Origin of the sequence: Streptomyces sp. BR123 (genome assembly GCF_013401435.1) — a bacterium.
In the GTDB taxonomy this organism is placed as follows: domain Bacteria; phylum Actinomycetota; class Actinomycetes; order Streptomycetales; family Streptomycetaceae; genus Streptomyces.
Genome location: NZ_JACBGN010000096.1, coordinates 1 through 23,287, shown reverse-complemented (window position 1 = coordinate 23,287; position 23,287 = coordinate 1). Strand labels below are relative to the sequence as shown.

Below are 23,287 nucleotides of genomic sequence, written 5' to 3'. Positions count from 1 at the left end.
CCCCCCGTCCCCGCCGGTCAGGGCGAGCAGTCCGGCCAGACCCACGGTCGCCAGGACCGCGCCGCGCCAGGCGGCCGCGCCGGCCCGGCGGTGCACGAAGACGGCGGCCATGGGCAGCGCGAAGACGATGGTGAGCGCGCCGAGCGGCTGCACCAGGCTGAGCGGCCCGTACGCGAGGGCCACCACGTGCAGCAGCGCGCCGAGGCAGTTCAGCGCGACCGCAGCCCACCACGCGGGCCGGCGCAGCGGGGCGTACGGCCGGTCCGGTGTGCTCTGCGCCACCCGCTCCTGGACGATCGCGCCACCCGCGTACGCGACGGCCGACACCAGACAGAGCAGAACCGACAGCACCAGGGCACCCATGAATTCCACAATGCCCCACCCGACCGGCCATTTCCTCCCTCTGCAGGAGGGCACCGATCCCGCCCCGGACGTAGTCCGAAAGCAGTACGCGGCCGCCCGCGCACTCCGAGCGGAGTACGGCCCGCGAGGCGTCCCGTGCCGCGCCCTCCGTGACCGGCCGCTCGCGGTGCGTGAGAGCCGGCCCGACGGGTTTGTTTCCGGGCGTGTCGGATCCGTACAGTTGCCGCTTTGAGGACTTCCGCAGCAGGCGGACGCGGACGAGTGATCAAGGAACGGCAGCGGCCATGACGGTGACCGAGACCGAAGAGAACCAGGAATACGGGCCGGGCATCGACCCCGAGCGCATGGCCGTCTGCCTCGGCGTGCTGGAAGAGCTCGACCGGCTCGAGATCGACCACCCCGACGCCATCGCCGTACGCAGGGCCACCGCCGGCGTCTACCGGACGGTGAAGCAGCGCCGCCGCCAGGAGCGCCGCGCCGCCAAGACCGCCAACGACAAGGCCGTCACCGAGGCCACCGCCACCGGGTCCGCGCAGCGCATCGACGACGAGACCGAAGGCATCCTGCCCTCCTCGGTCACGGAGGCCGGCCGGATCGCCGGGATACTCCAGCGCCCGCGCTCCTGCTACGTCTGCAAGACGCGGTACGTCGAGGTCGACTACTTCTACCACCAGCTCTGCCCCAAGTGCGCCCTGGAGAACCGCGTCAAGCGCGAGGCCCGCGCCGACCTCGCCGGCAAGCGCGCGCTGCTCACGGGCGGCCGGGCCAAGATCGGCATGTACATCGCGCTGCGCCTGCTGCGCGACGGCGCCCACACCACGATCACCACCCGCTTCCCCAAGGACGCCATCCGCCGCTTCAAGGCGATGGACGACTCGGCGGACTGGATGCACCGCCTGGAGGTCGTCGGCATCGACCTGCGCGACCCGGCCCAGGCCGTGGCGCTCGCCGACCAGGTGGCCGAGGCCGGTCCGCTGGACATCCTCATCAACAACGCGACGCAGACCGTGCGCCGCCTGCCCACCGCGTACGCCGCGCTGGTCGAGGGGGAGAGCGCCCCGCTGCCGGCCGGTGAGCTCCCCGCCCACCACGTCATCGGCGCCTTCAACTCCGGTGCGGTCGACGGCCTGGCGGCGCTGCCCGTCGGCGTGAGCGGGCTCGAGGCGCAGAAGGTCGCCGACCTCGCCCTGGTCGCGGGCAACGCCAGCATCGAACGGCACCTCGACGGCACCGCCATCGACGCCGGCGGCCTGCTGCCGGACGTCGTCCAGACCAACACCTGGGTGCAGACCATCGACCAGATCTCCCCGGTGGAGCTGCTCGAGACCCAGCTGTGCAACTACACGTCGCCGTTCATCCTGATCAGCAAGCTCCGGCCGGTGATGGCGGAGGCCGCCCGCAGGGCCTCCAGCGGGCGTGCGTACGTCGTCAACGTCTCGGCGATGGAGGGCGTGTTCAGCCGCGGCTACAAGGGCGCGGGGCACCCGAACACCAATGCCGCCAAGGCCGCGATGAACATGGTGACGCGGACCAGCGGCCAGGAGATGTTCGAGTCCGACCGCATCCTCATGACCTCGGTCGACACCGGCTGGATCACCGACGAGCGCCCGCACTTCGACAAGCTCCGCCTGGCCGAGGAGGGCTTCCACGCCCCGCTGGACCTGGTCGACGGCGCGGCCCGGGTCTACGACCCGATCGTCCGCGGCGAGGCCGGCGAGGACCTGCACAGCGTCTTCCTCAAGGACTACTCGCAGGCCAACTGGTAGGCCAACCGGTAGGTCAACCGCCAGGCAGCCGGGCAGCCAGGCGCGCACCCGCATCGCTCCGGACACGCTCCGGTCCCTCTTCCGAGGGGCCGGAGCGTGTCCGTTTTTGTGGTGTACCTCCGGACAACGGCACGTAACGCCGGCGTGAACACATCGGAAATCAGGGCCGTCAGGGTGGAATTGACCCATCTATAGAGCGCGGGCGCGCTCAAATGTGTAATCTGATGGGCAGCAGAAACGGCCCCACCGGGCCGGCTCCACCATGACGCCACCGCGTCCGGAAACCCTTTATCCCCACATTGCCCGGCGTGCTGCGGCCGCCGGTTCGAGCGACACACGAGGAGCGCGCGGTGACAGACACGAAGGTGAAGTCCGACGAACTGCCGGAGCGTACGGGCTGGCACGTCCGCCCCCACTCCGACGAGCTCGGCAGCCTGGAGGTCTGGGCGCGTTCCGCCCCGATCCGGCTCGCCGGCTACGAGGACGATCTGGCGGAGTCCCACATCCTGCCCGGTATCGACTGACCGACGGGCCGATCCCGGCCTGCCCGCACGCCCCCGAGCCGACCGGCACCGGGGGCAGCGGGGCCGCCCGGCCCCCGCGCGCCCCGCCACGCACCGCGCAGTTCCCGTTCCGTGTACGCCGTGAGCGTCATCGCTGAGGGCGATCACCGCTTCCCCGCCGCGGCGCCCCCGGGCACGCTGGGCCACATGACGAAACTGCTGATGCTGGGCGGTACCGAGTTCGTCGGCCGCGCCCTCACCGACCACGCACTGCAGCGGGGCTGGGAGGTCACCGCCTTCCACCGGGGCCGCCACGCGCCGCCGCCCGGTGTCCGCGCCGTGCACGGCGACCGCACCGCGCCCGGCGGACTGGACGCCCTCGCCGAGGCAGGGGAATGGGACCTCGTGGTCGACACCTGGTCCGGCGCCCCCACCGCCGTACGCGACACCGCCCGCCTCCTCGCCGACCGCGCGGGCCACTACACGTACGTCTCCAGCCGCTCCGTGTACGCCTACCCCGCCCCGGTCGGCATGGCCGAGGACGGTCCCCTGGTCGAGGGCTCGCCCGACGCGGACGCCACCGCCTACGCCGAGGACAAGCGCGGCGGCGAGCTCGCCGCCACCGCCGCCTTCGGCGACCGCGCCCTCCTGGTGCGCGCCGGCCTGATCCTGGGCCCGTACGAGAACGTCGGCCGGCTCCCGTGGTGGCTGAACCGGACCGCCCGCGGCGGCCCCACCCTCGCCCCCGGCCCGCGGGACCTGGCGCTGCAGTACATCGACGTGCGCGATCTCGCGGCCTGGACCCTGGACGCGGCCCTGGCGGGGCTCGGCGGCCCCTACAACGCGGTCTCCCCGCTCGGGCACGCCACCATGGGCAGCTTCCTGGAGGCCTGCGCCGCCGTCACCGGCGGACGCGCCGAGCTCCGCTGGACGGACCCGGAGGTCATCGCGGCAGCAGGCGTCGAACCCTGGACCGAGCTGCCCGTCTGGCTGCCGCCGGGCGAGCTGTACGACTTCATGGTCGGCGGCGACATCTCCAAGGCGCTGGCGGCGGGGCTGAAGTGCCGCCCGGTCGAGGAGACCGTCGCCGACACCTGGGCGTGGCTGCAATCGCTCGACGGGCCGCCCCCGCACCGCCCGGACCGCCCGGCCAAGGGCATCGACCCCGGGCGGGAGGCCGCACTACTCGGCCTCTGACCCCGCCCCGGCACCGCCGGCGCGGAACTCCGCCGCCAGACGGGTCGGCGGCAGGTACTCCCGCACCGGCCGGCGGTGCCACCACGCCCCCGTCTCGCGCAGCTCCCGCCAGGTGGTGAACCGGTAGCGGTACACCCGCGCCCGGACGTAGCGCGGCGGCGCGTCCGGGAACGGGTTGCGGCGGATCAGCCGCAGCGTGTCACGGTCCCCCTCCAGCAGCCGCTCGACGAGCTCCCCGAACCAGGGGTGCGCGTAGCCGGGGGAGAGCGCCGCGAACCACATCAGCCAGTCCAGGCGCAGGTGGTACGGGGCGAACTGGCGCGGGATCCGCCGCGGGTCGCCCGGCTTGCCCTTGAACTCGTACTCACGCCAGTCGCCGTCCTCCCGCGGCACCCTGTCCGCCGTGCCCTCGACCACCACCTCGTCGCGGATCCGGCCCACCGAGCCGAACGCCCCGTAGGTGTTGACCAGGTGCAGGGAGTCGAACGAGCGGTTCATCACCTGGCGGCGGGAGGTCATGTTGACCACCGGATGCCGGCTCAGCCACAGCACCAGCACCGTCACCGCGCAGACCGGCACCACGAACCACAGCGGCGCCCCGGCCGAGGCGGCGGCCGGCGGCGGCCCGGCGAGCCCCGTGAAGTCGACCGCCGACACGGCCAGCGTGATCGTCAGCCAGTTCAGCCAGGCGAAGTTCCCCGACAGCACCAGCCACAGCTGCGTGGCGATGACGGCCCCCGCCGCGTACGAGGCCACCGGCTGCGGGGTGAACAGCAGCACCGGCACGAACAGTTGCGTCACGTGGTTCGCGGCGCACTCCACCCGGTGCAGCGGCCGCGGCAGACGGTGGAAGAACCAGCTCAGCGGCCCCGGCATCGGCTGCGTCTCGTGGTGGTAGTACAGGCAGGTGAGCTCGCGCCAGCAGGCGTCCCCCCGCATCTTGATCAGCCCCGCGCCGAATTCCACGCGGAAGACCACCCACCGCAGCAGCCACAGCACGAGCACGGGCGGCCCGATCCGGGCGTTGCCGAGGAAGACGGCGAGGAAGCCCACCTCCAGCAGCAGTGACTCCCAGCCGAACGAGTACCAGGTCTGCCCCACGTTCACGATCGACAGGTACAGCAGCCACAGCACGGCCCACATCGCCATCGCCGCGCCCAGCGGCACCATGTCCCCGACGCCCGCGGCGAGCGCGGCGGCGATCGCCGCCCCCGCCCAGGCGCAGCCGGCGAAGAACCGGTCGGAGTAGTGCAGTTGGAACAGGCTCGGGGCGCGCCGGAACGGCACGTACTGCACGTACCGCGGCACGGGCAGCATGCCCTTCGCCCCGATCAGGGCCCGGAACTGCAGGGCGGCCCCGAGGAAGGCGAAGAGGTAGACGCCGGCCAGGGCCCGCTGGAAGACCAGCCGGGCCAGCCAGTAGCCGGGCGACGTGAACCAGTCCATCGACTCCAGTATCCGGCCATCGGGCCGATCAGGCCGCTGCGGCCAGTCGGCACAGGATCCGGCCCAGCCGGCGGGCGTGGCACCGCTGGAGGAAGGGGACCAGCCGCCCCGCCCGCCGGGTGTACCAGCGGGCGGGGCGGCTGAAGGCGGTCACCTCGAACCACACGGTGCCGTCGGGGTCACAGCGCACCAGGAAGGCCTCCTCGCCGTGCTCCGGATGGCCGGGGAGGGTGCCGTACGCGAAGCCGGTGCGCGCAGGCCCGTACGCCGTCCAGACCACCTCGCACGGGACGTCGATCCGCAGCGGCCCCCAGCCGATCCCCACGTCCACGCGGCTCCCGGGCCGGACGGCGCCGTCGCTGCAGCGGACCCGCATGCCCGAGGCCCGGTGGACGGCCAGGGTGGTGACGGCGGTCCCGGCGGCCTCGAAGACGGCCCGGCCGCGGCCGATCCGGGTGCGGTGGTGCAGGTGGTGGTAGCCGGCGGGCAGCGGGCGGCCTTCGGCCGTCGCACCGCGCTCGGGGTAGCTGAGCGCGGGCCTGCCCGCGCTGATGATCCGGGTCACGGGGTGGTCTCCTCCGGTCGTGGGCCGGCGGTGAGCCGGCGCCAGGCGAGTACCGAGCACAGGGCGAAGCCGAGCGCGTTGCCGAGGCCGTGGGTCGCGGCCATCCAGGTCAGGGTGGGGTGCGGGATGCCGGTGGCCTCGCCGAGCGCCCACCACAGGGCGAGCACCATGGTGGCCCCGAGTACGGTCGCCGAGACCGCCAGCAGCCCACGGGTACGGCGATCGGGGCCGGCCGCCGGCCGGATCTCCTGCCAGGTCACGAGCGCCACCAGCCACATCCCGGCGGTCAGCACCACCGCTCCCGCCAGTTCCGCCCAGTCGTCCACGAAATAGCCGAGGAGGACCATCAGGGTCCCGCCGGGCACGCTGTACGCCGCCAGGCGAGCCCTGCGCTCCTGTCGGGCCCGGTGTGTCCGGCACGTCCGGCACGTCCGGCACGGCCGGTCCTCCGGGACGGGGGTGCCGGACGCGGCGGCCCGGCAGACCAGCCCGGCGACCAGGGCGGCGGTGAACCCGGCGTAGTGGAAGTGCGGCACGGTCAGGGCCAGGATGTCCAGGTCGAAGCCGAACAACCGGTATCCGCCGCGCTCGGCGACCAGGGCGGCCGCGGCGACCGCGGGCGAGGCCAGTGCGGTGAGCACGGCGGCCTCGGCGGCGGCCCCGCCGTGCGGGCGGGCTCCCCCGGACCGGGTGCGTGCGAGGGCCCGGGCCCGCAGCAGCCGTACGGGCACCCGGGCGGCGAGGACCAGTGCGCACACGGCGTACGGGGCGGCGAGCGCCGCGGCGGGGGCGCCGCGCGGCAGCCACAGGCACAGGGCGCCGGGGGCGGCCGCGAGCGGCCAGATCCGGGCCGTCCCGCGCAACCCGTCCGGGTCGATCAGCAGCAGGCCCGCGGGGACGATGCCGAGCATGCCCAGGGTGACGACCGCGTTCACCAGTACCGTCACCGCGGACTCCCCTCCTGCGGCGCCGAACGCTTTGAACGCGTTCAATCCGCGCTCGCGACCTTACGGGGTTTCCTGAACATGTTCAAGATTCTGGGGCTGCGGCGGTCGGACGCTCCGGTTGCGGGCCCTGCGCGGATACGGCAGACAGGAGGGAGCAAACCGGGGCGAACAGGGAGAATCACGTGCACGTTCCGACATCGCGTCAGACGCCGCGTCGTCACACACCGGCTCGCGCAGCCGCCTTCACCCTCCTCGGCCTGCTCGCCGCGGCCTGCGGAGGGCAGGAGGAGCCCGCGAGCGCGCCCGGCCCCGAGAGCCAGAACCTCCACCTCCAGCCCGTGGCCTCCGCGGGCCCCGACCCCTTCACCCCCTCCAGCGCGGTCGGCGAGTCGGCCCCCGTCCAGCCCCCGCTGCCGAACCCCAGCGGACGGGGCGTCCGCACCGTCGGCGCGGCCACCCCGGGCCTGTACGGCGGCACCCGCCGGCTCGGCAGCTGCGACGTCGAGCAGCAGCTGCGCGCCCTGACCGCCGACGAGGCCAAGGTCCGCGCCTTCGCGAGCATCTCCGCCGTCGAGGAGGCGAAGCTCCCCGAGTTCGTGCGCGGCCTGACCCCCGTGGTGCTCCGCGCGGACACCCGGGTCACCAACCACGGTTTCCGCGATTCCGGCGCGTACGCCTTCCAGTCCGTCCTCCAGGCCGGGACCGCCGTCCTCGTCGACGGCAACGGCATGCCCCGGGTCCGCTGCGCCTGCGGCAACCCGCTGCTCGCGCCGCGCGCCCCCAAGGGCAACCCGGTGCTGAAGGGCGATCAGTGGAACGGCTACCAGCCCAACCAGGTCGTCGTCATCGAGCCGACGTCCCAGCTCCTCGGCAGCCTCGTCATCGCCAACACGGCCGACAACACCTGGATCGAACGCCGGACCGGGGACGACGGCGCCCAGGACCGCACGCCCTCGGTGCGGCCCGCCCACGACCCGGCGGACGGCATCCCGGCCGGCTCGCCGTCCCCGGCGGCCCCCGGGCAGCCGACCGGACCGGCCGCCCCGCCCGACACCCCGGGCCTGCCGTCGACGCCGGGGCGGCCCGACGCGCCCGCCGCCGCGCAGCATCCGGCCCCGCAGCCCGGCCTGCCCGGCGACAACCCCGCGGTCCCCCCGGAGCTGCCCCCCGGCAACCTGCCGGCCGACCCGGCGGTGCCGCGGGACCCCGACCTCTCGCCGCCCTGGCCGGCCGACCCCGCTGTCCCGGCCGACCCGCCGGTTCCGGCCGATCCCGCCGTCCCGGCCGACCCGCCGGTTCCGGCCGATCCCGCCGTCCCGGCCGACCCGCCCGTTCCGGCCGATCCGGCCGTTCCGGCCGACCCCGCCCAGCCCTCGGCCCCGTACGACCCGTTCGACGTGTACGGGGAGCCCGTGCAGGGCAACACGTACGAGGAAGATCCCTTCCTCGTCCCGGACCAAGCGCTTCCGTCGGCCACCGACCCGGATCTGGAGAGCGCCTGACCCGCCCGTGTGTCATGGTGGACCGGTGCCGACCACCGTATCGCTGCCGGACGACTGGCCCGCACACCCGGACCGGTCGCTCTCGCTCAACAGCATGGGAAGTTTCGACTGGGACCTCGTCACCGGCCTCATGCACATGGACGAGGCGGCCCTCGATGTCTTCGACACCCTGCCCGGTGAATACGACGGACGGCCCGAATCGCTCGGCCGGCGCGTCCCGCACGCCGAGTCCGCCCGGCTGGACGCCCTCGTCTCCAGCACCCTCAAGGGCGGCGACGACAGCTACGGCGCCTACTTCCGCATCCGCTGCCGGGACGGGCGGCTGCGCTGGACGCACACCCAGGGCCGCGTCATGCGCGACCGCGACGGCCGGCCGTACCGGATCATCGGCATCGTCCGGGACGCCACCGAGGAGCTGACCCATTCGGCGGAGCGGCTCGGCCTGGACGAGGAGCGGCGCCGGCAGACCTCCGTCGTCGAGAGCACCACCGCCGCCCTCGCCCACGCCCGGACGGTACGGGACGTCATCGACGTCATCGGCGACGCGCACGGCCTGGAGCGGCTCGGCTCGATGGGCATGGTGATGGGCCTGGTCGAGGCCGGGCGGATCCACCTCGTGGCAGAGGGCCCGGCAGGCAGCTTCGTCCCCGGCACCCGCTACACCCGCATCGACGAGAACTACCCGATGAGCGAGGTCGTCCGCTCGCTCCAGCCCCGCTTCCTGGACTCCGCGCAGGAGTTCGCCGAGGAGTATCCGGGGCTCTGGCAGAAGATCTCGTACATGGACATATCGGCGGCCGCCTACCTGCCGCTGATCGCCCAGGCCCGCCCCATCGGGGCCATCGGGCTGCTCTACCAGGACAAGGACGGCTTCACCCAGGACGAGCGGAACCTCCTCGTCGCCCTGGGCAGCAGCATCGCGCAGAGCCTGCAGCGCGCCATGCTGCTCGAACAGGAGCACGACCTCGCGGAGGGCCTCCAGCAGGCCATGCTGCCGCGCCGGATCCCCGCCGTCGACGGCGGGGAGATCGCGGTCCGCTACCGGTCCGCCCGGATGGGCCAGGACATCGGCGGCGACTGGTACGACGTCATCCCGCTCCCCGGGGGCCGGGTCGGCGCGGTCATCGGCGACGTCCAGGGCCACGACACCCACGCGGCCGCCGTCATGGGCCAGTTGCGGATCGTGCTGCGCGCCTACGCCGCCGAGGGGCACTCGCCGGGCACGGTCATGGCCCGCGCCTCGGTGTTCCTGCACGAGCTGGACACCGACCGCTTCGCGACCTGCACCTACGTCGAGGCCGACCTCGCGACCGGCGTCCTGCAGGTCGTCCGGGCCGGGCACATCGACCCCCTGCTGCGCACCCGGGACGGGGACTGCCGGCAGCTGTCGGCCGAGGGCGGGATGCCGCTGGGGCTCTCCGCGGAGTTCGGCCGACTGGAGTACCCGGTGACCACGGTCGAGCTGGATCCGGGGGAAACCCTCCTGATGTGCACGGACGGCCTGGTCGAGCACCCCGGAGCGGACCTCGACGACGGCGTGCGGCTGCTCGGCGACCTGGTCCGCAGCGGGCCCTCCGACCTCCAGGAGCTCGCGGACCGGCTGTGCGGGGCCATCGACGAGCGCGGCGGCGACGACGACATGGCGCTGCTCCTGCTGCGCCGCCGGGTGGAGGAGACCGCCCAGGGCGGCGGCCGGCTCCAGCAGCACGTCGCCCCCGGGGACCCCGAGGCCCTCGTCGCCGCCCGCCACATGATCGGGGCGGCGGTCCGGGCCTGGGGCACGGGGGACCGGGCCGACGAGATCGAGCTCATCGCGGACGAGCTGATCGTCAACGCCCTGATGCACACCGACGGGCCCGCCATCGTGACCCTGCGTGTCCTGAGCGGCGGGGAACGCAGGCTCCGGGTGGAGGTGGAGGACCGCTCCAGCGCGCTGCCGCGCCGCCGGGAGGCCGGCGACTCGGGGGTCTCGGGCCGCGGACTGATGCTCGTGGACCGGCTGGCCGACGCCTGGGGCGTGGAATCGCGGGGCAGCGGCAAGTGCGTGTGGTGCGAGTTCCTGATGGACTGACCCGGTCCGCTCGCGGATCGCCGCCGGCCGGGTCAGGCTGGGGGCATGCCCGAGCTGCCGGAGGTCGAGGCCCTCAGGGAGTTCCTCGACGAGCACCTCGCCGGGCAGGTGGTCGCCCGCGTCCTCCCGCTCGCCATCAGCGTGCTCAAGACGTACGACCCCCCGCTCACCGCCCTCGAAGGGCAGACGGCCGGCCCCACCGCCCGGTACGGCAAGTTCCTCGCGCTGCGGATCGGCGACCTCCACCTGGTCACCCACTTGGCCCGGGCCGGCTGGCTGCGCTGGTACGACGCCCTGCCCGACCGCCCGCCCCGCCCCGGCAAGGGCCCCCTCGCGCTGCGCGTCGCCCTGGAGGGCGGCGCCGGCTTCGACCTCACCGAGGCCGGCACCCAAAAACGCCTCGCCGTCCATGTCGTCCACGACCCGCGGGAGGTGCCCGGCATCGCCCGCCTGGGCCCGGATCCCCTGGCCGAGGGCTTCGACCGGGATGCGTTCGCCGCGCTGCTGGCGGGGGAGCGGAGGCAGATCAAGGGCGTCCTGCGCGACCAGAGCGTGCTCGCGGGCATCGGCAACGCCTACAGCGACGAGATCCTGCACGCTGCGGGGGTCTCGCCCTTCAAGTTGGCCTCCGCCTTCGAGGAGGAGCAGGTCACCCGGCTGTACGAGGCCGTCCGGGGCACCCTGGGCGAGGCCGTGGAACGCGCCCGCGGTGTGGCCGCGCGAGGCCTGAAGGCGGAGAAGAAGAGCGGGCTGCGGGTGCACGGGAGGGACGGGGAGCCCTGTCCGGTGTGCGGGGACGCCATCCGCTCGGTGTCCTTCGCCGACTCCTCGCTCCAGTACTGCCCCACCTGCCAGACCGGCGGGAAACCGCTGGCCGACCGCAGGCTGTCGCGTCTGCTCAAATGATCCACCCGGCGGCCGCGGGCTGCGTAGACTCCCGCAGCATGTCGCAGGAGCAGTCGCCTTCGCAGGGGCAGCCGTCTCCGCCGGGGCAGCCGCTGCCGTCGCCCCGGCGGGAGACCGTCACGGGCGTACCGCGCGGCGCCCGCCGCCGGCCGCCCGCGCACACCCCGGCCCGCTCGGAGATCTGCGAGCAGACCACCCTCGGTACCACCTACGTACGGGCCCTGATGCGCAGTCAGCTGCGCGCCGGTCTGTGGGCCCTGGCGGCCCTCGTCCTCCTCGTCGGGACCCTGCCCGTGCTGTTCGCCCTGGCGCGCCCGGCGCCGGGCCCGCTGGTGTGGGCGGTGCTCGGCCTGGCGGTCTACCCGGTGCTGTGGCTGATCGCCCGCCGGTACGTCGCCCGGGCCGAGCGCAACGAAGCCGACTTCACCGGCCTGGTGACGGACCCGGCCGAGGCTCCGGTCCCGCCGCGGCAGCGCTGAGCGGCCGCGGCGAAGCCGGCGGGAGATCGGCAGCGCCCCGAAGGGGCACGGGGGAACTGCGGGACCTGCCGCAACCGGCCGGCAGACGGCCGGGCCGGCCCGTCGCGGCACCTCCGCGGAGCACGTGGCGCGCCGGTTCGCCGCCGGGCCGGCTCCGGCCGTGCGCCTCCGGCGGCCTCAGAAGAGGTGCATCGCCAAGTGGCCCAGCGGGAGGCCGAGTTGCCAGGCCGGGGTCCAGACCCGGGCGTTCTCGTCCAGGGCCTGCGGGCCGTCGGCGTGGCCGGTCCGGCCGGGGTCGAGGTTGGTGGCGAACAGCTCCGTGCTGTCGAGCCAGCGCCAAGCCGCCCGGGCCAGTTCGAGGTCCGGGTCCTCGCCGCGCCCGCTGTCGCGGGCCTCTTCGCCCAGCGCGAGGAACCGGGTGTGCACCCAGTCGCGCCAGGGATGCCCGTAGGCGGTCAGCGACAGCCATTCGTCGAGCTGCGAGACGACCCGGATCCCGGAGAGCTCGCCAGCCGCGTCGGAGAGGTAGATGGTCAGGGCGAGCGTGTCGCGCCCGGCGCGGAACTCCAGGGTACCGACCGGGATCAGCCGTCCCGTGCGCAGCAGTTCGTCGGCGATGTACTCGGCGTAGAGCCATGCCATGGGCACCGCGAGCCCGCCGTCACTGGTGCCGTTCGTACCCTCGGGCTGCACCGTTCCACCTTCTCCCGCGTGTCGAGCTTGCCTTCGTCAGCGTCGAGCCTTCACCGCCCGGCTCGCACGACGGGGCGTGTTTACTCAACTTGAACGGTCTGAGGCTGATTTCCATGCGCTTTCTGTCCGATCCATGCACATTGCGATCGTTCCGCGCGTGATTCCTCCGGGATTCCACGGGATTCCATGGGGCTTCGCGGGTGCCGCCGAGGCGCCCGCGAGCCCCGCGCTCAGGCGCCGAGGCGGCCGTACCCGTACCCCTGGAGGCCCTTGCGCAGGGCGCGCAGGGCGTAGTGGGTGCGGGACTTGACGGTGCCGGCCGGGATGCCGAGCTCCGCGGCCGCCTCGGCCACCGAGCGGTCGTGGAAGTAGACCTGCATCAGCACGGCGCGGTGCTCGGGCCCGAGGGAGCCGACCGCCCGCCGGACGTCGATGGCGATGACCGAGCCGGCCACCGCGTCCTCGGCAGCGGGTGCCTGCTCCAGTGACTCCGCGTCCACCTCCTGCGGCCGGGACAGGCGCGCCCGGCGGGCATCGATCGCGAGCCGCCGCGCCACCGTGAACAGCCAGGGGCGCATGGAGTCGTGGCTGCTCGCCAGGACCTCGGGGTGCTGCCAGGCCCGTACGAGGGTCTCCTGGACGAGGTCCTCGGCGCGCTGCGCATCCCCGCCGGTGAGCCCGAGCAGGAATCCGAACAGGGCCCGCCCGTGGTCGTGCTGGAGTTCGGCCAGCGCCTCGGGATCGGTGTGCGAGAGGGTGGGGGAGAGGGGCACGAGTGGCTCCTTCCTGGGTCCGTCGGGTCCTGACGCGCCCACCCTCACCTGCGAGGAGCTCCTCGGGAACCGTCACGCCCGGGCGTTGCGCCCAAGCGTCCCGGTCGGCCGGTCAGCGGACGCGCCAGGCGGTGAACGGTCGAACGGCGCGGCGAACGGCGGACGGCCCCGATCCCTGCCGGACGGAAGCGGAGGGAGCTGTTCTTGGGCGCGCGGCATCTCCCTCCATGAATTACGAAGGTGATCAGACAGTCGTACTCATGGGAGACGGTCCAGATGACCACACACGCCCGGCGCCCCCGGCACGCCCTCGCCGCCCTCCTGTCGGCCGCCCTGCTCACGGGCGCCCTCGCAGGCTGCTCGGCCGGCGGGGAGCCCTCGCCCGCCCGCCTCGGCAAACCCCACGACCCACCGCCATCCGGCGGCGCCGGTGCCGCCCGCGGCTTCACCCTCGTCGCGAGCGGCGACGTGCTGCCGCACGACTCGATCATCGAACGGGCCGCGGACGACGCGGACGGCGACGGCCACGACTTCAGGCCCATGTTCTCCAGGATCAAGCCGCTGGTCTCGGCCGCCGACCTGGCCCTGTGCCACATGGAGACCGTCTACGGCCCGGACGGCGGCCCCTTCACCGGCTACCCCGACTTCACGTCCCCGCCCCAGGTCGCCGACGGGCTGCGCGATGCCGGGTACGACGGCTGCTCCACCGCCTCGAACCACACCCTCGACGCCGGTGCCGAGGGCCTCGAGCGCACCCTCGACGCCTTCGACCGGGTCGGGCTGGGGCACGCCGGCTCCGCCCGGACCGCCGCCGAGGCGGCCACCCCGACGGTGTACCGGGCCGGGTCCGCGAAGGTCGCCCATCTCGCGTACACGTACGGCACCAACGGCTATCCGATGCCGCAGGGCCGGCCCTGGGCCGTCAACCTCATCGAGAAGGACAAGATCATCGCGGATGCGCGGGCCGCCCGGAAGGCCGGCGCGGACGTGGTCCTCGTCAGCCTGCACTGGGGCACCGAATGGCAGACCGAGCCCGACGAGCAGCAACTCTCGCTCGGCCGGGCGCTGACCGCCTCCCGGACCGGCGCCCGCCCCGACATCGACCTGATCCTCGGCACCCACGCGCACGTCCCGCAGGCCTACGAGAAGGTCAACGGGACCTGGATCATCTACGGCATGGGCGACCAGGTCGCCGGCGAGATGTTCAACCACTCCGGCGCCCGGGACCTGCGCGGCAACTACAGCTCGATCGGCCGCTTCACCTTCGCACCGCCGGCGGCGGCCGGGGAGCGCTGGCAGGTCGCCAAGGCCGAGTTCATCCCGCAGATGATGGACCTCTCCTCGGGCAAGGTCGTCAACCTGCCCGCCGCGCTCGCCGAGGACCCCGACGAGGACGGCTACCGGACCGCTCAGGACGCCATCGGGGAAGCCGTCCTCTCCCGAGGCGCCGCCGGGAGCGGCCTGACCATGGGCAGATAGGCGACACCGGCAGCCGGGCGCGGGCCGCCCGCGCCACCCGCAGGACTCCGGCGGCACCGCAGGGGCGGTGGCCCGTCACGGCACCACGACAAGCGCGTGCGGCACCACCGTGACGGGCCACCGCCCCGCCTGCACCGGGCGCACCGCCACCGGCGCGCCCGGCGACGCCCCCGCCGCCAGGACCGGCTGGCCGTACACCGGCGCCGGCAGCGCGTTCTGCCGCCGGCCCGGGCCGACCCGGCCGCGTACGCCGCCGCGCGCATCGAGGACGCGGATCCGTCCACCCCGGCGAGGACCGCCTTCGGGCCGTCCGTACCGCGCTCGAATCCCGTGTTCCCGTGCTCCGTCACGCCTCCGGGGCAGGCGGCTCGACGCGCGGACCTGCCCCGCCCTCCCTACAGTGCGAACCATGACTGCCCCTCCGGAGCGGACCAGGGGCACCCGGAACCGCTTCCTGGGCCGGGTGCCCGATGCGTACGCCGCGTTCTTCGGAGCCCTCGGGGCGGTCTGCGCCGTCCTCGCGCTCTCTCCCACGCTGCGCCACCTCCTGCGGCACGTCGTCTGGTTCCTCGACGCCTTCGTGGTGCCGGTCAGCGCGAACCTCGCCTACGCCGTCTTCCTCTTCCTGCTCGCCGCTGCGCTGGGCACCCGCAAGAAGGTCGCCTGGTGGATCGTCGTCACCTATCTGGCCCTGCTCATCCTGGTCGACGTACTGATCACGGTCGAGGGGGACTTCTGGATCGGCGTCCCCTCCCTGGCCATCGCCGTCGCCGCCCTGGCGCTCCTGACCGCCTCCCGCAGGGAGTTCTACGCCGCCTCCCGACCCGGGGCCTTCTGGCGGGCCCTGCTCGTGCTGGGACTCGGCCTGCTCGCCGCAGTCCTCCTCGGCTGGGGCCTGGTGGCGCTCTTCCCCGGCACCCTCCCGCCGGAGCAGTGGCTGGACTGGGCCGCGCAACAGGTCTTCGGCGGCCTGTTCCCGGCCCGCCGGTTCGACGGCCACCCGCCCCGCCCCCTGTACTTCCTCCTCGGCCTCTTCGGCGCCCTCGCCCTGCTGAACGCCGCCGCCACCCTCTTCCGCTCCCAGCGGCTGACCGCCGCCCTCCACGGCGACGAGGAACCCCGGATCCGCGCCCTGCTGGGCGCGTACGGGCGCAGCGACTCCCTCGGCTACTTCGCCACCCGCCGCGACAAGGCCGTCGTCTTCGCCCCCAGCGGCCGGGCCTGTGTCACCTACCGCGTCGAGGCGGGCGTCTGCCTGGCCAGCGGCGACCCCGTCGGCGACCCCGCCGCCTGGAGCCCCGCCGTCGACGCCTGGCTCGGCGTCGCCCGGCGCCACGGCTGGCAGCCCGCCGTCATGGGGGCCTCCGAGGACGGCGCCACCGCCTACGCCCGGTCCGGGCTCAGCGCCCTCCAGCTCGGCGACGAGGCGATCCTCCACGTCGCCCACTTCGACCTCGACGGACGCGACATGCGCGTCACCCGTCAGGCCGTCAACCGCGTCAGAAGGGCCGGAGCCACCACCCTCATCCGACGCCACTGCGCCCTCACCGACGAGGAGATGCAGCGGATCGTCGACCGCGCCGACACCTGGCGCGACACCGAGACCGAACGCGGCTTCTCCATGGCCCTGGACCGCCTCGGCGACCCAGCCGACGGGAACTGCCTGCTCGTCGAGGCCTTCGACCGGGAGGGCGAGCTGATCGCCCTGCTGTCCTTCGTCCCCTGGGGCAGGGACGGCATCTCCCTGGACCTGATGCGCCGCGACCGCAGCGCCCCCAACGGGGTCATGGAGTTCATGGTCGCCGAGCTGTGCGCCGCCGCGCCCGGCCTGGGCGTGCGCCGGATCTCCCTCAACTTCGCCGTCTTCCGGTCCGCGTTCGAGGAGGGCGCCCGGATCGGAGCGGGCCCGGTGCTGAAGCTGTGGCGCAGACTGCTGCTGTTCCTCTCCCGCTGGTGGCAGCTGGAGGCCCTGTACCGCTCGAACGTGAAGTACGGCCCCGACTGGTACCCGCGGTTCCTCTGCTACCAGGACGCAGGCTCGCTCGCCCGGGTCAGCCTCGCCTCGGGCATCGCCGAGGGCTTCGTCTCCGTACCCAGCCTGCGCAAACTCTGGGGCAAGGGGCACCCCAAGGGCCTCACCGCCCCCGCCACCACCGAAGGGCTGCCCTCGCTCGACGCCCTCGGCCTGGAAGGCACGGCGGAGGAGCAGTCGGCCGTCCCCGCCGAGCGACTCCCGGAACAGGTGCGGGTCCGGCTCGACAAGCTGGAGCGGCTGCGCGCCGCCGGCGTCGACCCCTACCCCGTCGGCATCCCGCAGCGCACCCACACCGCCGCCGCCCTCCGGGCCGCGCACCCCGGCCACCCGCCCGGCACCCGCACCGGCGAGCAGGCCACCCTCGCCGGCCGGGTGATGGCCGTACGCGACCTCGGCGGTGTCGTCTTCGCCGTCCTGCGCGACTGGTCCGGAGACCTGCAGCTGATACTCACCCGCGACGAGACCGGCCCCGGCGTCCTGGACTCCTTCGCCTCCCGGGTCGACCTCGGCGACCACGTCCTCGTCACCGGCCAGGCCGGAACCAGCAGGACCGGCGAGCTCTCCCTCGTGGTCTCCTCCTGGCTGCTGACCGGCAAGTGCCTGCGCCCGCTGCCCGACAAGCGCAAGGGCCTCGCCGACCCCGAGGCCCGGGTCCGGCGCCGCTACCTCGACCTGGTCGCCAGCCCCGAGGCCCGGGACGTCGTACGGGCCCGCTCGGCGGCCGTGCAGGCGCTGCGCCAGGGGCTGCTGGACCGCGGCTACCTGGAGGTCGAGACCCCGATGCTCCAGCAGGTCCACGGCGGCGCCAACGCCCGGCCCTTCCGCACCCACATCAACGCCTACGACCTCGACCTGTACCTGCGGATCGCGCCCGAGCTGTACCTCAAGCGGCTGTGCGTCGGCGGCCTGGAGAAGGTCTTCGAGATGGGCCGCACCTTCCGCAACGAGGGCGTCTCCTACAAGCACAACCCCGAGTTCACGATGCTGGAGGCATACCAGGCCTTCGCCGACTACGACGTCATGCTGGACCTCACGCGCGAGCTGATCCAGGGTGCCGCGACCGCCGCGTTCGGCACGCCCGTCGCCCACAGGGCCGGCCCGGACGGGAAGCCCGCAGTCCACGACATCTCCGGCCCCTGGCCGGTCAAGACGATGTACGGGGCGATCAGCGAGGCACTCGGCGAGCCCGTCGACGCCGACACCGAGGAGCGCACGCTGCGCCGGCTGTGCGACCGCTCCGGGGTACCGCACGCCCCCGACGACACCCGGGGCGACGTGGTGCTGGAAATGTACGAGCGGCTGGTGGAGGAGAAGACCCTGCTGCCCACCTTCTACAAGGACTTCCCGACCGACGTCTCCCCGCTCACCCGGCAGCACCGGCGCGACCCGCGCCTCGCCGAACGCTGGGACCTGGTGGCCTTCGGCACCGAACTCGGCACCGCCTACTCGGAGCTGACCGACCCCGTCGAGCAGCGGCGCCGGCTCACCGCCCAGTCGCTGCTGGCGGCGGGCGGCGACCCGGAGGCGATGGAGCTCGACCACGACTTCCTGGACGCACTGGAGTACGCAATGCCGCCGACCGGCGGTCTGGGCATCGGTGTCGACCGGCTGGTCATGTTCCTCACGGGCCTGACGATCCGCGAGACGCTGCCGTTCCCGCTGGTACGGCGAGGCTGAACGGGTGACGGGAGGCGGGCGCGTCCGTGCCCCCCGACATCTGCGGCGATGTCATTGGTACGTAGTAATAATGAAAAATGACGAGCCGACAGTAGGGCGGCGGCGCGTGCTCCTGCGTACCGCCGTGTTCCTCGGAATCGCCGCCGCCTCCGGCCTCCTCTCTGCCGGCGAGGACGCACTGCCCGGACAGCCCTCCGCGGGCGGCGGTCCCGGCGGCGGTCCTGGCGCCGGCACAGTCGGTGCCGGCGGAGGCGCCGGACCCGCGGGCGGAGCCGCCGGACCGGGCGGCATCCGCGCCGTGCGGCCGCAGAGCCCGGGCCGCACCGCCTACCGGCTGAGCCCCATGACCGCCGAGGCACCGCTGCGTCCGCCGGTCGCGAGGCCCACCGTACGCACCCGGCCCATCCTGGAACTCCCGCCCGCGGCCAGCACGGCCGGCGCCATGGTGCTCACCTTCGACGACGGCCCCGACCCGCGCTACACCCCCGCCATCCTCGACACCCTCGCCCGGTACGAGGTCCCCGCCCTCTTCTTCGTCTGCGGCGAGAGGGCGGACGAGAACCGGGACCTGCTGCGCCGCATGGCCGACGAGGGCCACGTCATCGGCAACCACACCTGGTCCCACCCCCGGATCCCCCGGCTCAGCCGGCCCGGCCTCGCCCACGAGATCGCCTCCACCAGCGAGCTCGTCGAGAAGACCGTCGGAGCTGCGCCGGTGTGGTTCCGGGCGCCCTACGGCGCCTGGAACCGGGCCGCGTTCGAGATCGGCGCCGAACTGGGCATGGAGCCGCTCGCCTGGACCGTGGACAGCCTGGACTGGACTGAGCCCGGCACCTCCGTCATCGTCTCGCGCGTCCTCCAGGGCGCCGCCCCCGGCGTGATCGTGCTGAACCACGACGCCGGCGGCGACCGCTCGCAGAGCGTCCGCGGCCTCGACACGTACCTGCCGCAGCTGCTTGCCCGCGGCTACCGGATGACGCTGCCCGTGCTGCCGCCCCGCTGAGGACACGTTTCCCCAGCGGGGCGGGCGGGGCGGGACATGGCCGGCAGGCGTGGCGGGAGGCCGGGGAGGCGCTCAGCCGACCCGGCTCAGCGGGCCTCCACCATGCGGGCGAAGACGACGACGTTCCCCTCGTAGCCCCTGGCCTTCGAGTAGCCGCCGCCGCACGTGATCACCCTCAGCTCCGGCTGCCCGGTGTCCCCGTACACCCGGGACCCGGGGAAGGTGTCCTTCGAGAACACCTCCACGCCGTACACCTCGAAGACCGCCGTGCGCCCGTCGTAGCGCGCCACCTCGATCCGGTGGCCCTTGCGCAGCGAGCCGAGGCCGTAGAAGACCGCCGGCCCGCTCGCGTTGTCCACGTGGCCCACGATCACCGCGGAGCCCCGCTGGCCGGGCGAGATGCCGTTGAGGTACCAGCCGGCCAGGTTCGGATCCTCGGCGGGCGGGGCGTCGATCCAGCCCTGCGGGTCCAGGCCCACGGTCATCACCGGCGCGTCCACCTTGATCGCCGGAATCCGGACGCGCTGCACCGACGAGTGCTCCAGCACCTGCGACGGAGCGGCCCGATCGCCCGGGGCCGACGCGCCCGGCTGCTGCTCCGCGGAGGCCGTCACCGCCGCGGCGGCGGTCGGCTGTGGCGGGCCGTCCCCGACGTCCGCTCCGTTGCGCATCATGGCGAGGCCGCTGAGCATGACCAGTGCGAGCGCACCCCAGGGCGACCATCTCCTGCGCGGCTGCTCGCTCTCGTCCTCGGTCATGGCTCTCCCTTCCCGACGCGGGGGTCCCGACCCGCGTTCGCGTCCCACCCCGTACGCCCTTTCCCCCGCACGCTAAGGCCGCTTCCGCAAGACGGCGATCGCTGAAGGGCGAACGGGTGGCTGAAGCCGCGAACGGGTGGCAGGTCCCGACGGGGTGCGCCCATCCAGGTGTTCATCACATGAACAGCTGACGGGTCGTGACCTGCGGATCCGTCAGACGACGCGCCCACCGCTCGGCGTGTCGCTCAACCGTGCGGCCCAAAGCCGGACATGCGCTGGTTGCCGGCCGCCCCGAGGGTCGTCGTGGGAGGCGTTCTCGTCGATCATCCCGGGCGAACCGCTCCGGGGCGCTTTCCGCTGGAGGTTCCACCATGCGTGTTCTGCGCGCCCTCACCGTGGCCGCTGCGGCCTGCGCCACCATCGGCCTCAGTACGCCCCTCGCCGCAGCGAACAACAACCCGGCGAACAACAACCCGGCGGGCAACAACCCGGCGGGCAACAACCCGGTCAACAACATCCCCGCGGGCAGCAACAACCCGGCGGGCAGCAACCCGGCGGGCAGCAACCCCGCGGGCGGCAACTCGGCGGGCGGCAATCCGGCGGGCAACAGCCCGGTGGGCGGCTCGCCGGCGGGCGGCGGGCACGGGCCCAGCAACGTCACGGTCAACCCGTACTCCGTGCACCAGGGCTCCACCATGCAGGTCAGTGCGGCCGGCTGCCTGCGCGGCGGCACCGTCTGGTCGCCCAACAACTTTCAGCAGGAGCGGCTGTCGGCCGGGCCCATCGGGTTCGCGACCGTCCGGATCTTCAACCACGCCTCCCCCGGCAACCACACGCTGTCGGTCAAGTGCGACGACAACAGCCTGGTCGCCACGCACCGCTTCACCATCCTCGAAGGCAGGGGTGCGAACGGCGGCCTCGGCGGCTCGATCGGCCCGTCCACCGCCGAGACCGCCGTGGGCGCGAGCCTCGTGGGCGCCGCGGCCCTGGGGGCGGGCGCCCACGTGCTGCGTCGGCGCCGCCCGGCCCGCAACCGGGCCTGACGACCGGTTGGCCTCCCCGGTCGCAGCCCAGGAAACCGCCGGTCGCCCCGGGTTCCGGCCAGGACCCGGGCGTCCGGCCGTCCGGCGGTCCGGCGGCCCGCGGTGCGCGCAGGCAGGGCGCCGTCACTGCCCACGCGCACCCGCGCGGCGCCGGACCGCGTACCCGGTGCCGGCCGCGGCGGCGAAGAAGAGGCCCGCGCCCGCGCCGACCGCCCAGGGGTCCATCCCGGCGATGCTGCCGCCCAGCCCGCCCCGGACCCCCCGTGCGGGGCTCCGGGCCGGGTTCTGCGGGGGGTTCTGGTCAAGGGCGGGCATGCCGGGGGCCGTGGCGGTGAAGGTGGAACTCGTGGTGGGCCGGGCGGAGCCGCCGGTGATCGTGAGGTCGGCCGAGCCGTTCTCGCCGCTGCAGGTGAAGGTGACCGAGTACACGGCCCCGCGGCGGGCGTCGCGGTCCACCGTGGCGCGTGCCGTCCTGCCGCGGTCGATGGTCACGGTGTCGAAGACCCCGGAGGAGGCGGTGGCGTAGGCGGCGTCGCAGCCGCTGACGGAGAGCGTCACCTGGCCGCCGGGGGCGACCGTGGAGGGGGCGACGGCGAAGCCGAACGAGGTGGCGGGCTGGGCCCCGGCAGCCCCCGCACCGGGCACGACGAGAACGCCGAGTACGACCACGGCGCCTGCGGCGCCGGCGCTGAGCAGGGCAGTTGCGGAGGTACGTATCGCACCCATGATTGGTTCTCCGGATCCCGAGGAGCAGCCGCGGAACCGTTTCCGCACGGGGAAGGGGATGCACCTCGACGCTCGCCACGCTAGGTGCGGGCGGGGCTCCCCGCGATCAGGAGCGGGCGAATGGGGCACAGCGGTGGGCCGAACCGGGGAAGGAAGGCCCCTCCCCGGTTTGACGGCCCGGTCAGCCGCCCAGGTCCAGGTGCGGGAACTGGGTGAGGAACGGCTCCGCGGTGTCCGCGATGCCACGCCCGAAGGGTGCGTCGAAGTCCCAGATCAGGAACAGCAGGAACGCGATCAGCGCGCTGAACAGGCCCGCCAGCAGCAACTCCCGGAACGAGCGCCGGATCTGCAGGGTGAAGATCAGGCCCACGGTCACCAGCGCCCCGGTGATCAGGCCGAACCACACCACCCCGGGCATGGTCGCCCCCGCGCTCCCGGCGCGGGAACTGCGGGCGTCGTCGACCAGCGCCACCTGGTCCACCAGCGGTTGGTAGGCCTGCCCCTCGTGGTCGCTCTGCGGCTCGTAGTCGGTCACGTCCCGGCGGATACGTTCCAGCAGCTCCGCACCGCGGTCCGTGAGGGTGCCGTGCTCGGCCATCTGCTTCCACTCGGTGTCCATCACGTGGGACACGTACGCGTCGACGTCGGCCCGGATCTTCGTGCGCACCTCGGCCGGGTAGACCGCCGAGCGGACACTGATCTCGTGCAGGGCCTGGGCCTCCTGGCGCACGTACTCCTGGGCGGCTCCGCGGCCCTCCCAGACGCCCGCGATGGCCAGGCCGAGCACGATGGCGTAGATCACCCCGATCATCATCGTCATGTACTCGATGACGTCCGGGGTCTCGCTGGGATCGTCGTCGTCGCCGATCCGCCGGTGGTTGAAGAAGACGATGGCCAGCACCACGGCGCAGGCCGCGGCCATCGCGAGGGTGAGCACGAGCCATTCCGACAAGGTGACTCCCAAGGGGACGGGGGTGGACGGAGCCGGGCTCTGGTGCTCCGGCCGGAAGGGTTCGCCGGCTCGCGGCGTCCGGTGCGGTGCGTCGCGAGGCGGAGGGCCGCCGCCCGTACTCGGCGTAACTCGCACGGTCCGACAGCGCAGCGAAGTGCCGTGCCCGGGGCACCTCCCGGCGGTGGCCGGGGGAGCGTCGTGAGGCGGTGCACCCTTCCGGTCAGAGCACTAGCGCGGGCGGAGGGCGGCCATGGCGAGCACCGCGGGGGCCGCGGTCATGAGCGTGAAGGTCACCGGTGAGATGTGGTGCTCCACCGGTTTGCGGGCCGGTGCCCGGTAGACCGGCTTGGCCACGGCCTTCTTCGCGGGCGGCGGCGGAGGTGGTGGTGGTGCGGGCGGGGAC

At 73.8% G+C, this 23,287-nt stretch carries 20 protein-coding genes and 1 pseudogene; 11 read left to right on the top strand and 10 right to left on the bottom strand.

Translation table 11 applies throughout. The features are described from left to right. A partial coding sequence (locus HYE82_RS17185) for a DMT family transporter (protein WP_306439594.1) occupies positions 1-363 on the bottom strand: 363 nt, incomplete at its 3' end. Between the two features lie 284 nt (positions 364-647). Between HYE82_RS17185 and HYE82_RS17180 the strand changes: the two genes are divergently transcribed. From HYE82_RS17180 to HYE82_RS17170, 3 genes are all read left to right on the top strand, one after another. Then, entirely contained in the window at positions 648-2,129 is a 1,482-nt protein-coding gene (locus tag HYE82_RS17180) for an SDR family NAD(P)-dependent oxidoreductase (RefSeq protein WP_179174952.1), read from the top strand. A 350-nt stretch (positions 2,130-2,479) separates the two neighbouring features. Next, complete coding sequence (locus HYE82_RS17175; protein ID WP_179174951.1) at positions 2,480-2,653, top strand: hypothetical protein; 174 nt, start codon at positions 2,480-2,482, stop codon at positions 2,651-2,653. Between the two features lie 201 nt (positions 2,654-2,854). Continuing rightward, the gene (locus tag HYE82_RS17170; RefSeq protein ID WP_218782720.1) at positions 2,855-3,829 is read left to right on the top strand and encodes an NAD-dependent epimerase/dehydratase family protein; all 975 of its coding nucleotides are present in this window, start codon (positions 2,855-2,857) and stop codon (positions 3,827-3,829) included. On the opposite strand, the gene HYE82_RS17165 is transcribed toward HYE82_RS17170, so the two are convergent. From HYE82_RS17165 to HYE82_RS17155, 3 genes are read right to left on the bottom strand one after another with little or no spacing between them, the layout of a single operon-like run. After that, the gene (locus HYE82_RS17165; RefSeq protein ID WP_179174950.1) at positions 3,815-5,275 is read right to left on the bottom strand and encodes a lipase maturation factor family protein; all 1,461 of its coding nucleotides are present in this window, start codon (positions 5,273-5,275) and stop codon (positions 3,815-3,817) included. The genes HYE82_RS17170 and HYE82_RS17165 overlap by 15 nt on opposite strands. A gap of 28 nt (positions 5,276-5,303) precedes the next feature. After that, on the bottom strand, positions 5,304-5,840 hold the full coding sequence (locus HYE82_RS17160; protein ID WP_179174949.1) for a DUF1990 family protein: 537 nt from the start codon (positions 5,838-5,840) through the stop codon (positions 5,304-5,306). Further along, on the bottom strand, positions 5,837-6,787 hold the full coding sequence (locus tag HYE82_RS17155) for a YndJ family protein (protein ID WP_179174948.1): 951 nt from the start codon (positions 6,785-6,787) through the stop codon (positions 5,837-5,839). Before HYE82_RS17155 ends, HYE82_RS17160 begins: the two co-directional genes overlap by 4 nt. A 182-nt stretch (positions 6,788-6,969) precedes the next feature. On the opposite strand from HYE82_RS17155, the gene HYE82_RS17150 reads away from it, so the two are divergent. The 4 genes from HYE82_RS17150 to HYE82_RS17135 are packed head-to-tail and all read left to right on the top strand — an operon-like array spanning position 6,970 to position 11,745. Then, the gene (locus tag HYE82_RS17150; RefSeq protein WP_179174947.1) at positions 6,970-8,289 is read left to right on the top strand and encodes a DUF6777 domain-containing protein; all 1,320 of its coding nucleotides are present in this window, start codon (positions 6,970-6,972) and stop codon (positions 8,287-8,289) included. A 7-nt stretch (positions 8,290-8,296) separates the two neighbouring features. Then, positions 8,297-10,360: a SpoIIE family protein phosphatase gene (locus HYE82_RS17145; protein ID WP_309144346.1), complete on the top strand. Its 2,064-nt coding sequence runs from the start codon at positions 8,297-8,299 to the stop codon at positions 10,358-10,360. A gap of 45 nt (positions 10,361-10,405) precedes the next feature. Continuing rightward, positions 10,406-11,266, top strand: a complete 861-nt coding sequence (locus HYE82_RS17140) for an Fpg/Nei family DNA glycosylase (protein WP_179174946.1) — start codon at positions 10,406-10,408, stop codon at positions 11,264-11,266. Positions 11,267-11,304: 38 nt separating this feature from the next. Then, positions 11,305-11,745, top strand: coding sequence for a hypothetical protein (locus HYE82_RS17135; RefSeq protein ID WP_256987326.1), 441 nt, complete (start codon positions 11,305-11,307; stop codon positions 11,743-11,745). Between the two features lie 177 nt (positions 11,746-11,922). Here HYE82_RS17135 and HYE82_RS17130 read toward each other — a convergent pair whose 3' ends face one another. Together HYE82_RS17130 and HYE82_RS17125 are read right to left on the bottom strand one after the other, a co-directional pair. Then, positions 11,923-12,387, bottom strand: a complete 465-nt coding sequence (locus HYE82_RS17130) for a hypothetical protein (RefSeq protein ID WP_179174953.1) — start codon at positions 12,385-12,387, stop codon at positions 11,923-11,925. Between the two features lie 281 nt (positions 12,388-12,668). Beyond that, positions 12,669-13,211, bottom strand: a complete 543-nt coding sequence (locus tag HYE82_RS17125) for a sigma-70 family RNA polymerase sigma factor (RefSeq protein ID WP_179174945.1) — start codon at positions 13,209-13,211, stop codon at positions 12,669-12,671. A 276-nt stretch (positions 13,212-13,487) separates the two neighbouring features. Here HYE82_RS17125 and HYE82_RS17120 point away from each other — a divergent pair, with 276 nt between their 5' ends. Next, complete coding sequence (locus HYE82_RS17120) at positions 13,488-14,690, top strand: CapA family protein (protein WP_179174944.1); 1,203 nt, start codon at positions 13,488-13,490, stop codon at positions 14,688-14,690. Between the two features lie 75 nt (positions 14,691-14,765). On the opposite strand, the pseudogene HYE82_RS17115 reads toward HYE82_RS17120, so the two are convergent. Beyond that, a pseudogene (locus HYE82_RS17115) lies at positions 14,766-15,040 on the bottom strand (hypothetical protein). Positions 15,041-15,099: 59 nt separating this feature from the next. Between HYE82_RS17115 and lysX the strand changes: the two are divergent. Continuing rightward, positions 15,100-18,402 (top strand): bifunctional lysylphosphatidylglycerol synthetase/lysine--tRNA ligase LysX, encoded by a 3,303-nt coding sequence (lysX, locus tag HYE82_RS17110; RefSeq protein ID WP_179174943.1) that lies wholly within the window; start codon positions 15,100-15,102, stop codon positions 18,400-18,402. A gap of 70 nt (positions 18,403-18,472) precedes the next feature. Continuing rightward, positions 18,473-19,405, top strand: coding sequence for a polysaccharide deacetylase family protein (locus tag HYE82_RS17105; protein WP_179174942.1), 933 nt, complete (start codon positions 18,473-18,475; stop codon positions 19,403-19,405). A gap of 86 nt (positions 19,406-19,491) precedes the next feature. On the opposite strand, the gene HYE82_RS17100 is transcribed toward HYE82_RS17105, so the two are convergent. Then, the gene (locus HYE82_RS17100; protein WP_179174941.1) at positions 19,492-20,163 is read right to left on the bottom strand and encodes a class F sortase; all 672 of its coding nucleotides are present in this window, start codon (positions 20,161-20,163) and stop codon (positions 19,492-19,494) included. 371 nt (positions 20,164-20,534) lie between these two features. Here HYE82_RS17100 and HYE82_RS17095 point away from each other — a divergent pair, with 371 nt between their 5' ends. Continuing rightward, the gene (locus HYE82_RS17095; protein ID WP_179174940.1) at positions 20,535-21,206 is read left to right on the top strand and encodes a hypothetical protein; all 672 of its coding nucleotides are present in this window, start codon (positions 20,535-20,537) and stop codon (positions 21,204-21,206) included. 123 nt (positions 21,207-21,329) lie between these two features. Here the strand turns inward: HYE82_RS17095 and HYE82_RS17090 are convergent, their stop codons facing one another. Together HYE82_RS17090 and HYE82_RS17085 are read right to left on the bottom strand one after the other, a co-directional pair. Then, positions 21,330-21,932 carry a hypothetical protein gene (locus tag HYE82_RS17090; RefSeq protein ID WP_179174939.1) on the bottom strand — a complete coding sequence of 201 codons (603 nt, stop codon included), beginning with the start codon at positions 21,930-21,932 and terminating at the stop codon, positions 21,330-21,332. Positions 21,933-22,113: 181 nt separating this feature from the next. Further along, a complete protein-coding gene (locus HYE82_RS17085; protein WP_179174938.1) occupies positions 22,114-22,884 on the bottom strand; it encodes a DUF4239 domain-containing protein in 771 nt (256 codons plus the stop codon). Between the last annotated feature and the right edge of the window lie 403 nt (positions 22,885-23,287).

Coding starts and splice junctions, on each gene's coding strand:
- HYE82_RS17135 (WP_256987326.1), top strand. CDS start 11,305: ATGTCGCAGGAGCAGTCGCCTTCGCAGGGGCAGCCGTCTCCGCCGGGG.
- HYE82_RS17130 (WP_179174953.1), bottom strand. CDS start 12,387: ATGGCATGGCTCTACGCCGAGTACATCGCCGACGAACTGCTGCGCACG.
- HYE82_RS17095 (WP_179174940.1), top strand. CDS start 20,535: ATGCGTGTTCTGCGCGCCCTCACCGTGGCCGCTGCGGCCTGCGCCACC.
- lysX (WP_179174943.1), top strand. CDS start 15,100: ATGACTGCCCCTCCGGAGCGGACCAGGGGCACCCGGAACCGCTTCCTG.
- HYE82_RS17170 (WP_218782720.1), top strand. CDS start 2,855: ATGCTGGGCGGTACCGAGTTCGTCGGCCGCGCCCTCACCGACCACGCA.
- HYE82_RS17165 (WP_179174950.1), bottom strand. CDS start 5,275: ATGGACTGGTTCACGTCGCCCGGCTACTGGCTGGCCCGGCTGGTCTTC.
- HYE82_RS17105 (WP_179174942.1), top strand. CDS start 18,473: ATGAAAAATGACGAGCCGACAGTAGGGCGGCGGCGCGTGCTCCTGCGT.
- HYE82_RS17120 (WP_179174944.1), top strand. CDS start 13,488: ATGACCACACACGCCCGGCGCCCCCGGCACGCCCTCGCCGCCCTCCTG.
- HYE82_RS17100 (WP_179174941.1), bottom strand. CDS start 20,163: ATGACCGAGGACGAGAGCGAGCAGCCGCGCAGGAGATGGTCGCCCTGG.
- HYE82_RS17090 (WP_179174939.1), bottom strand. CDS start 21,932: ATGGGTGCGATACGTACCTCCGCAACTGCCCTGCTCAGCGCCGGCGCC.
- HYE82_RS17140 (WP_179174946.1), top strand. CDS start 10,406: ATGCCCGAGCTGCCGGAGGTCGAGGCCCTCAGGGAGTTCCTCGACGAG.
- HYE82_RS17180 (WP_179174952.1), top strand. CDS start 648: ATGACGGTGACCGAGACCGAAGAGAACCAGGAATACGGGCCGGGCATC.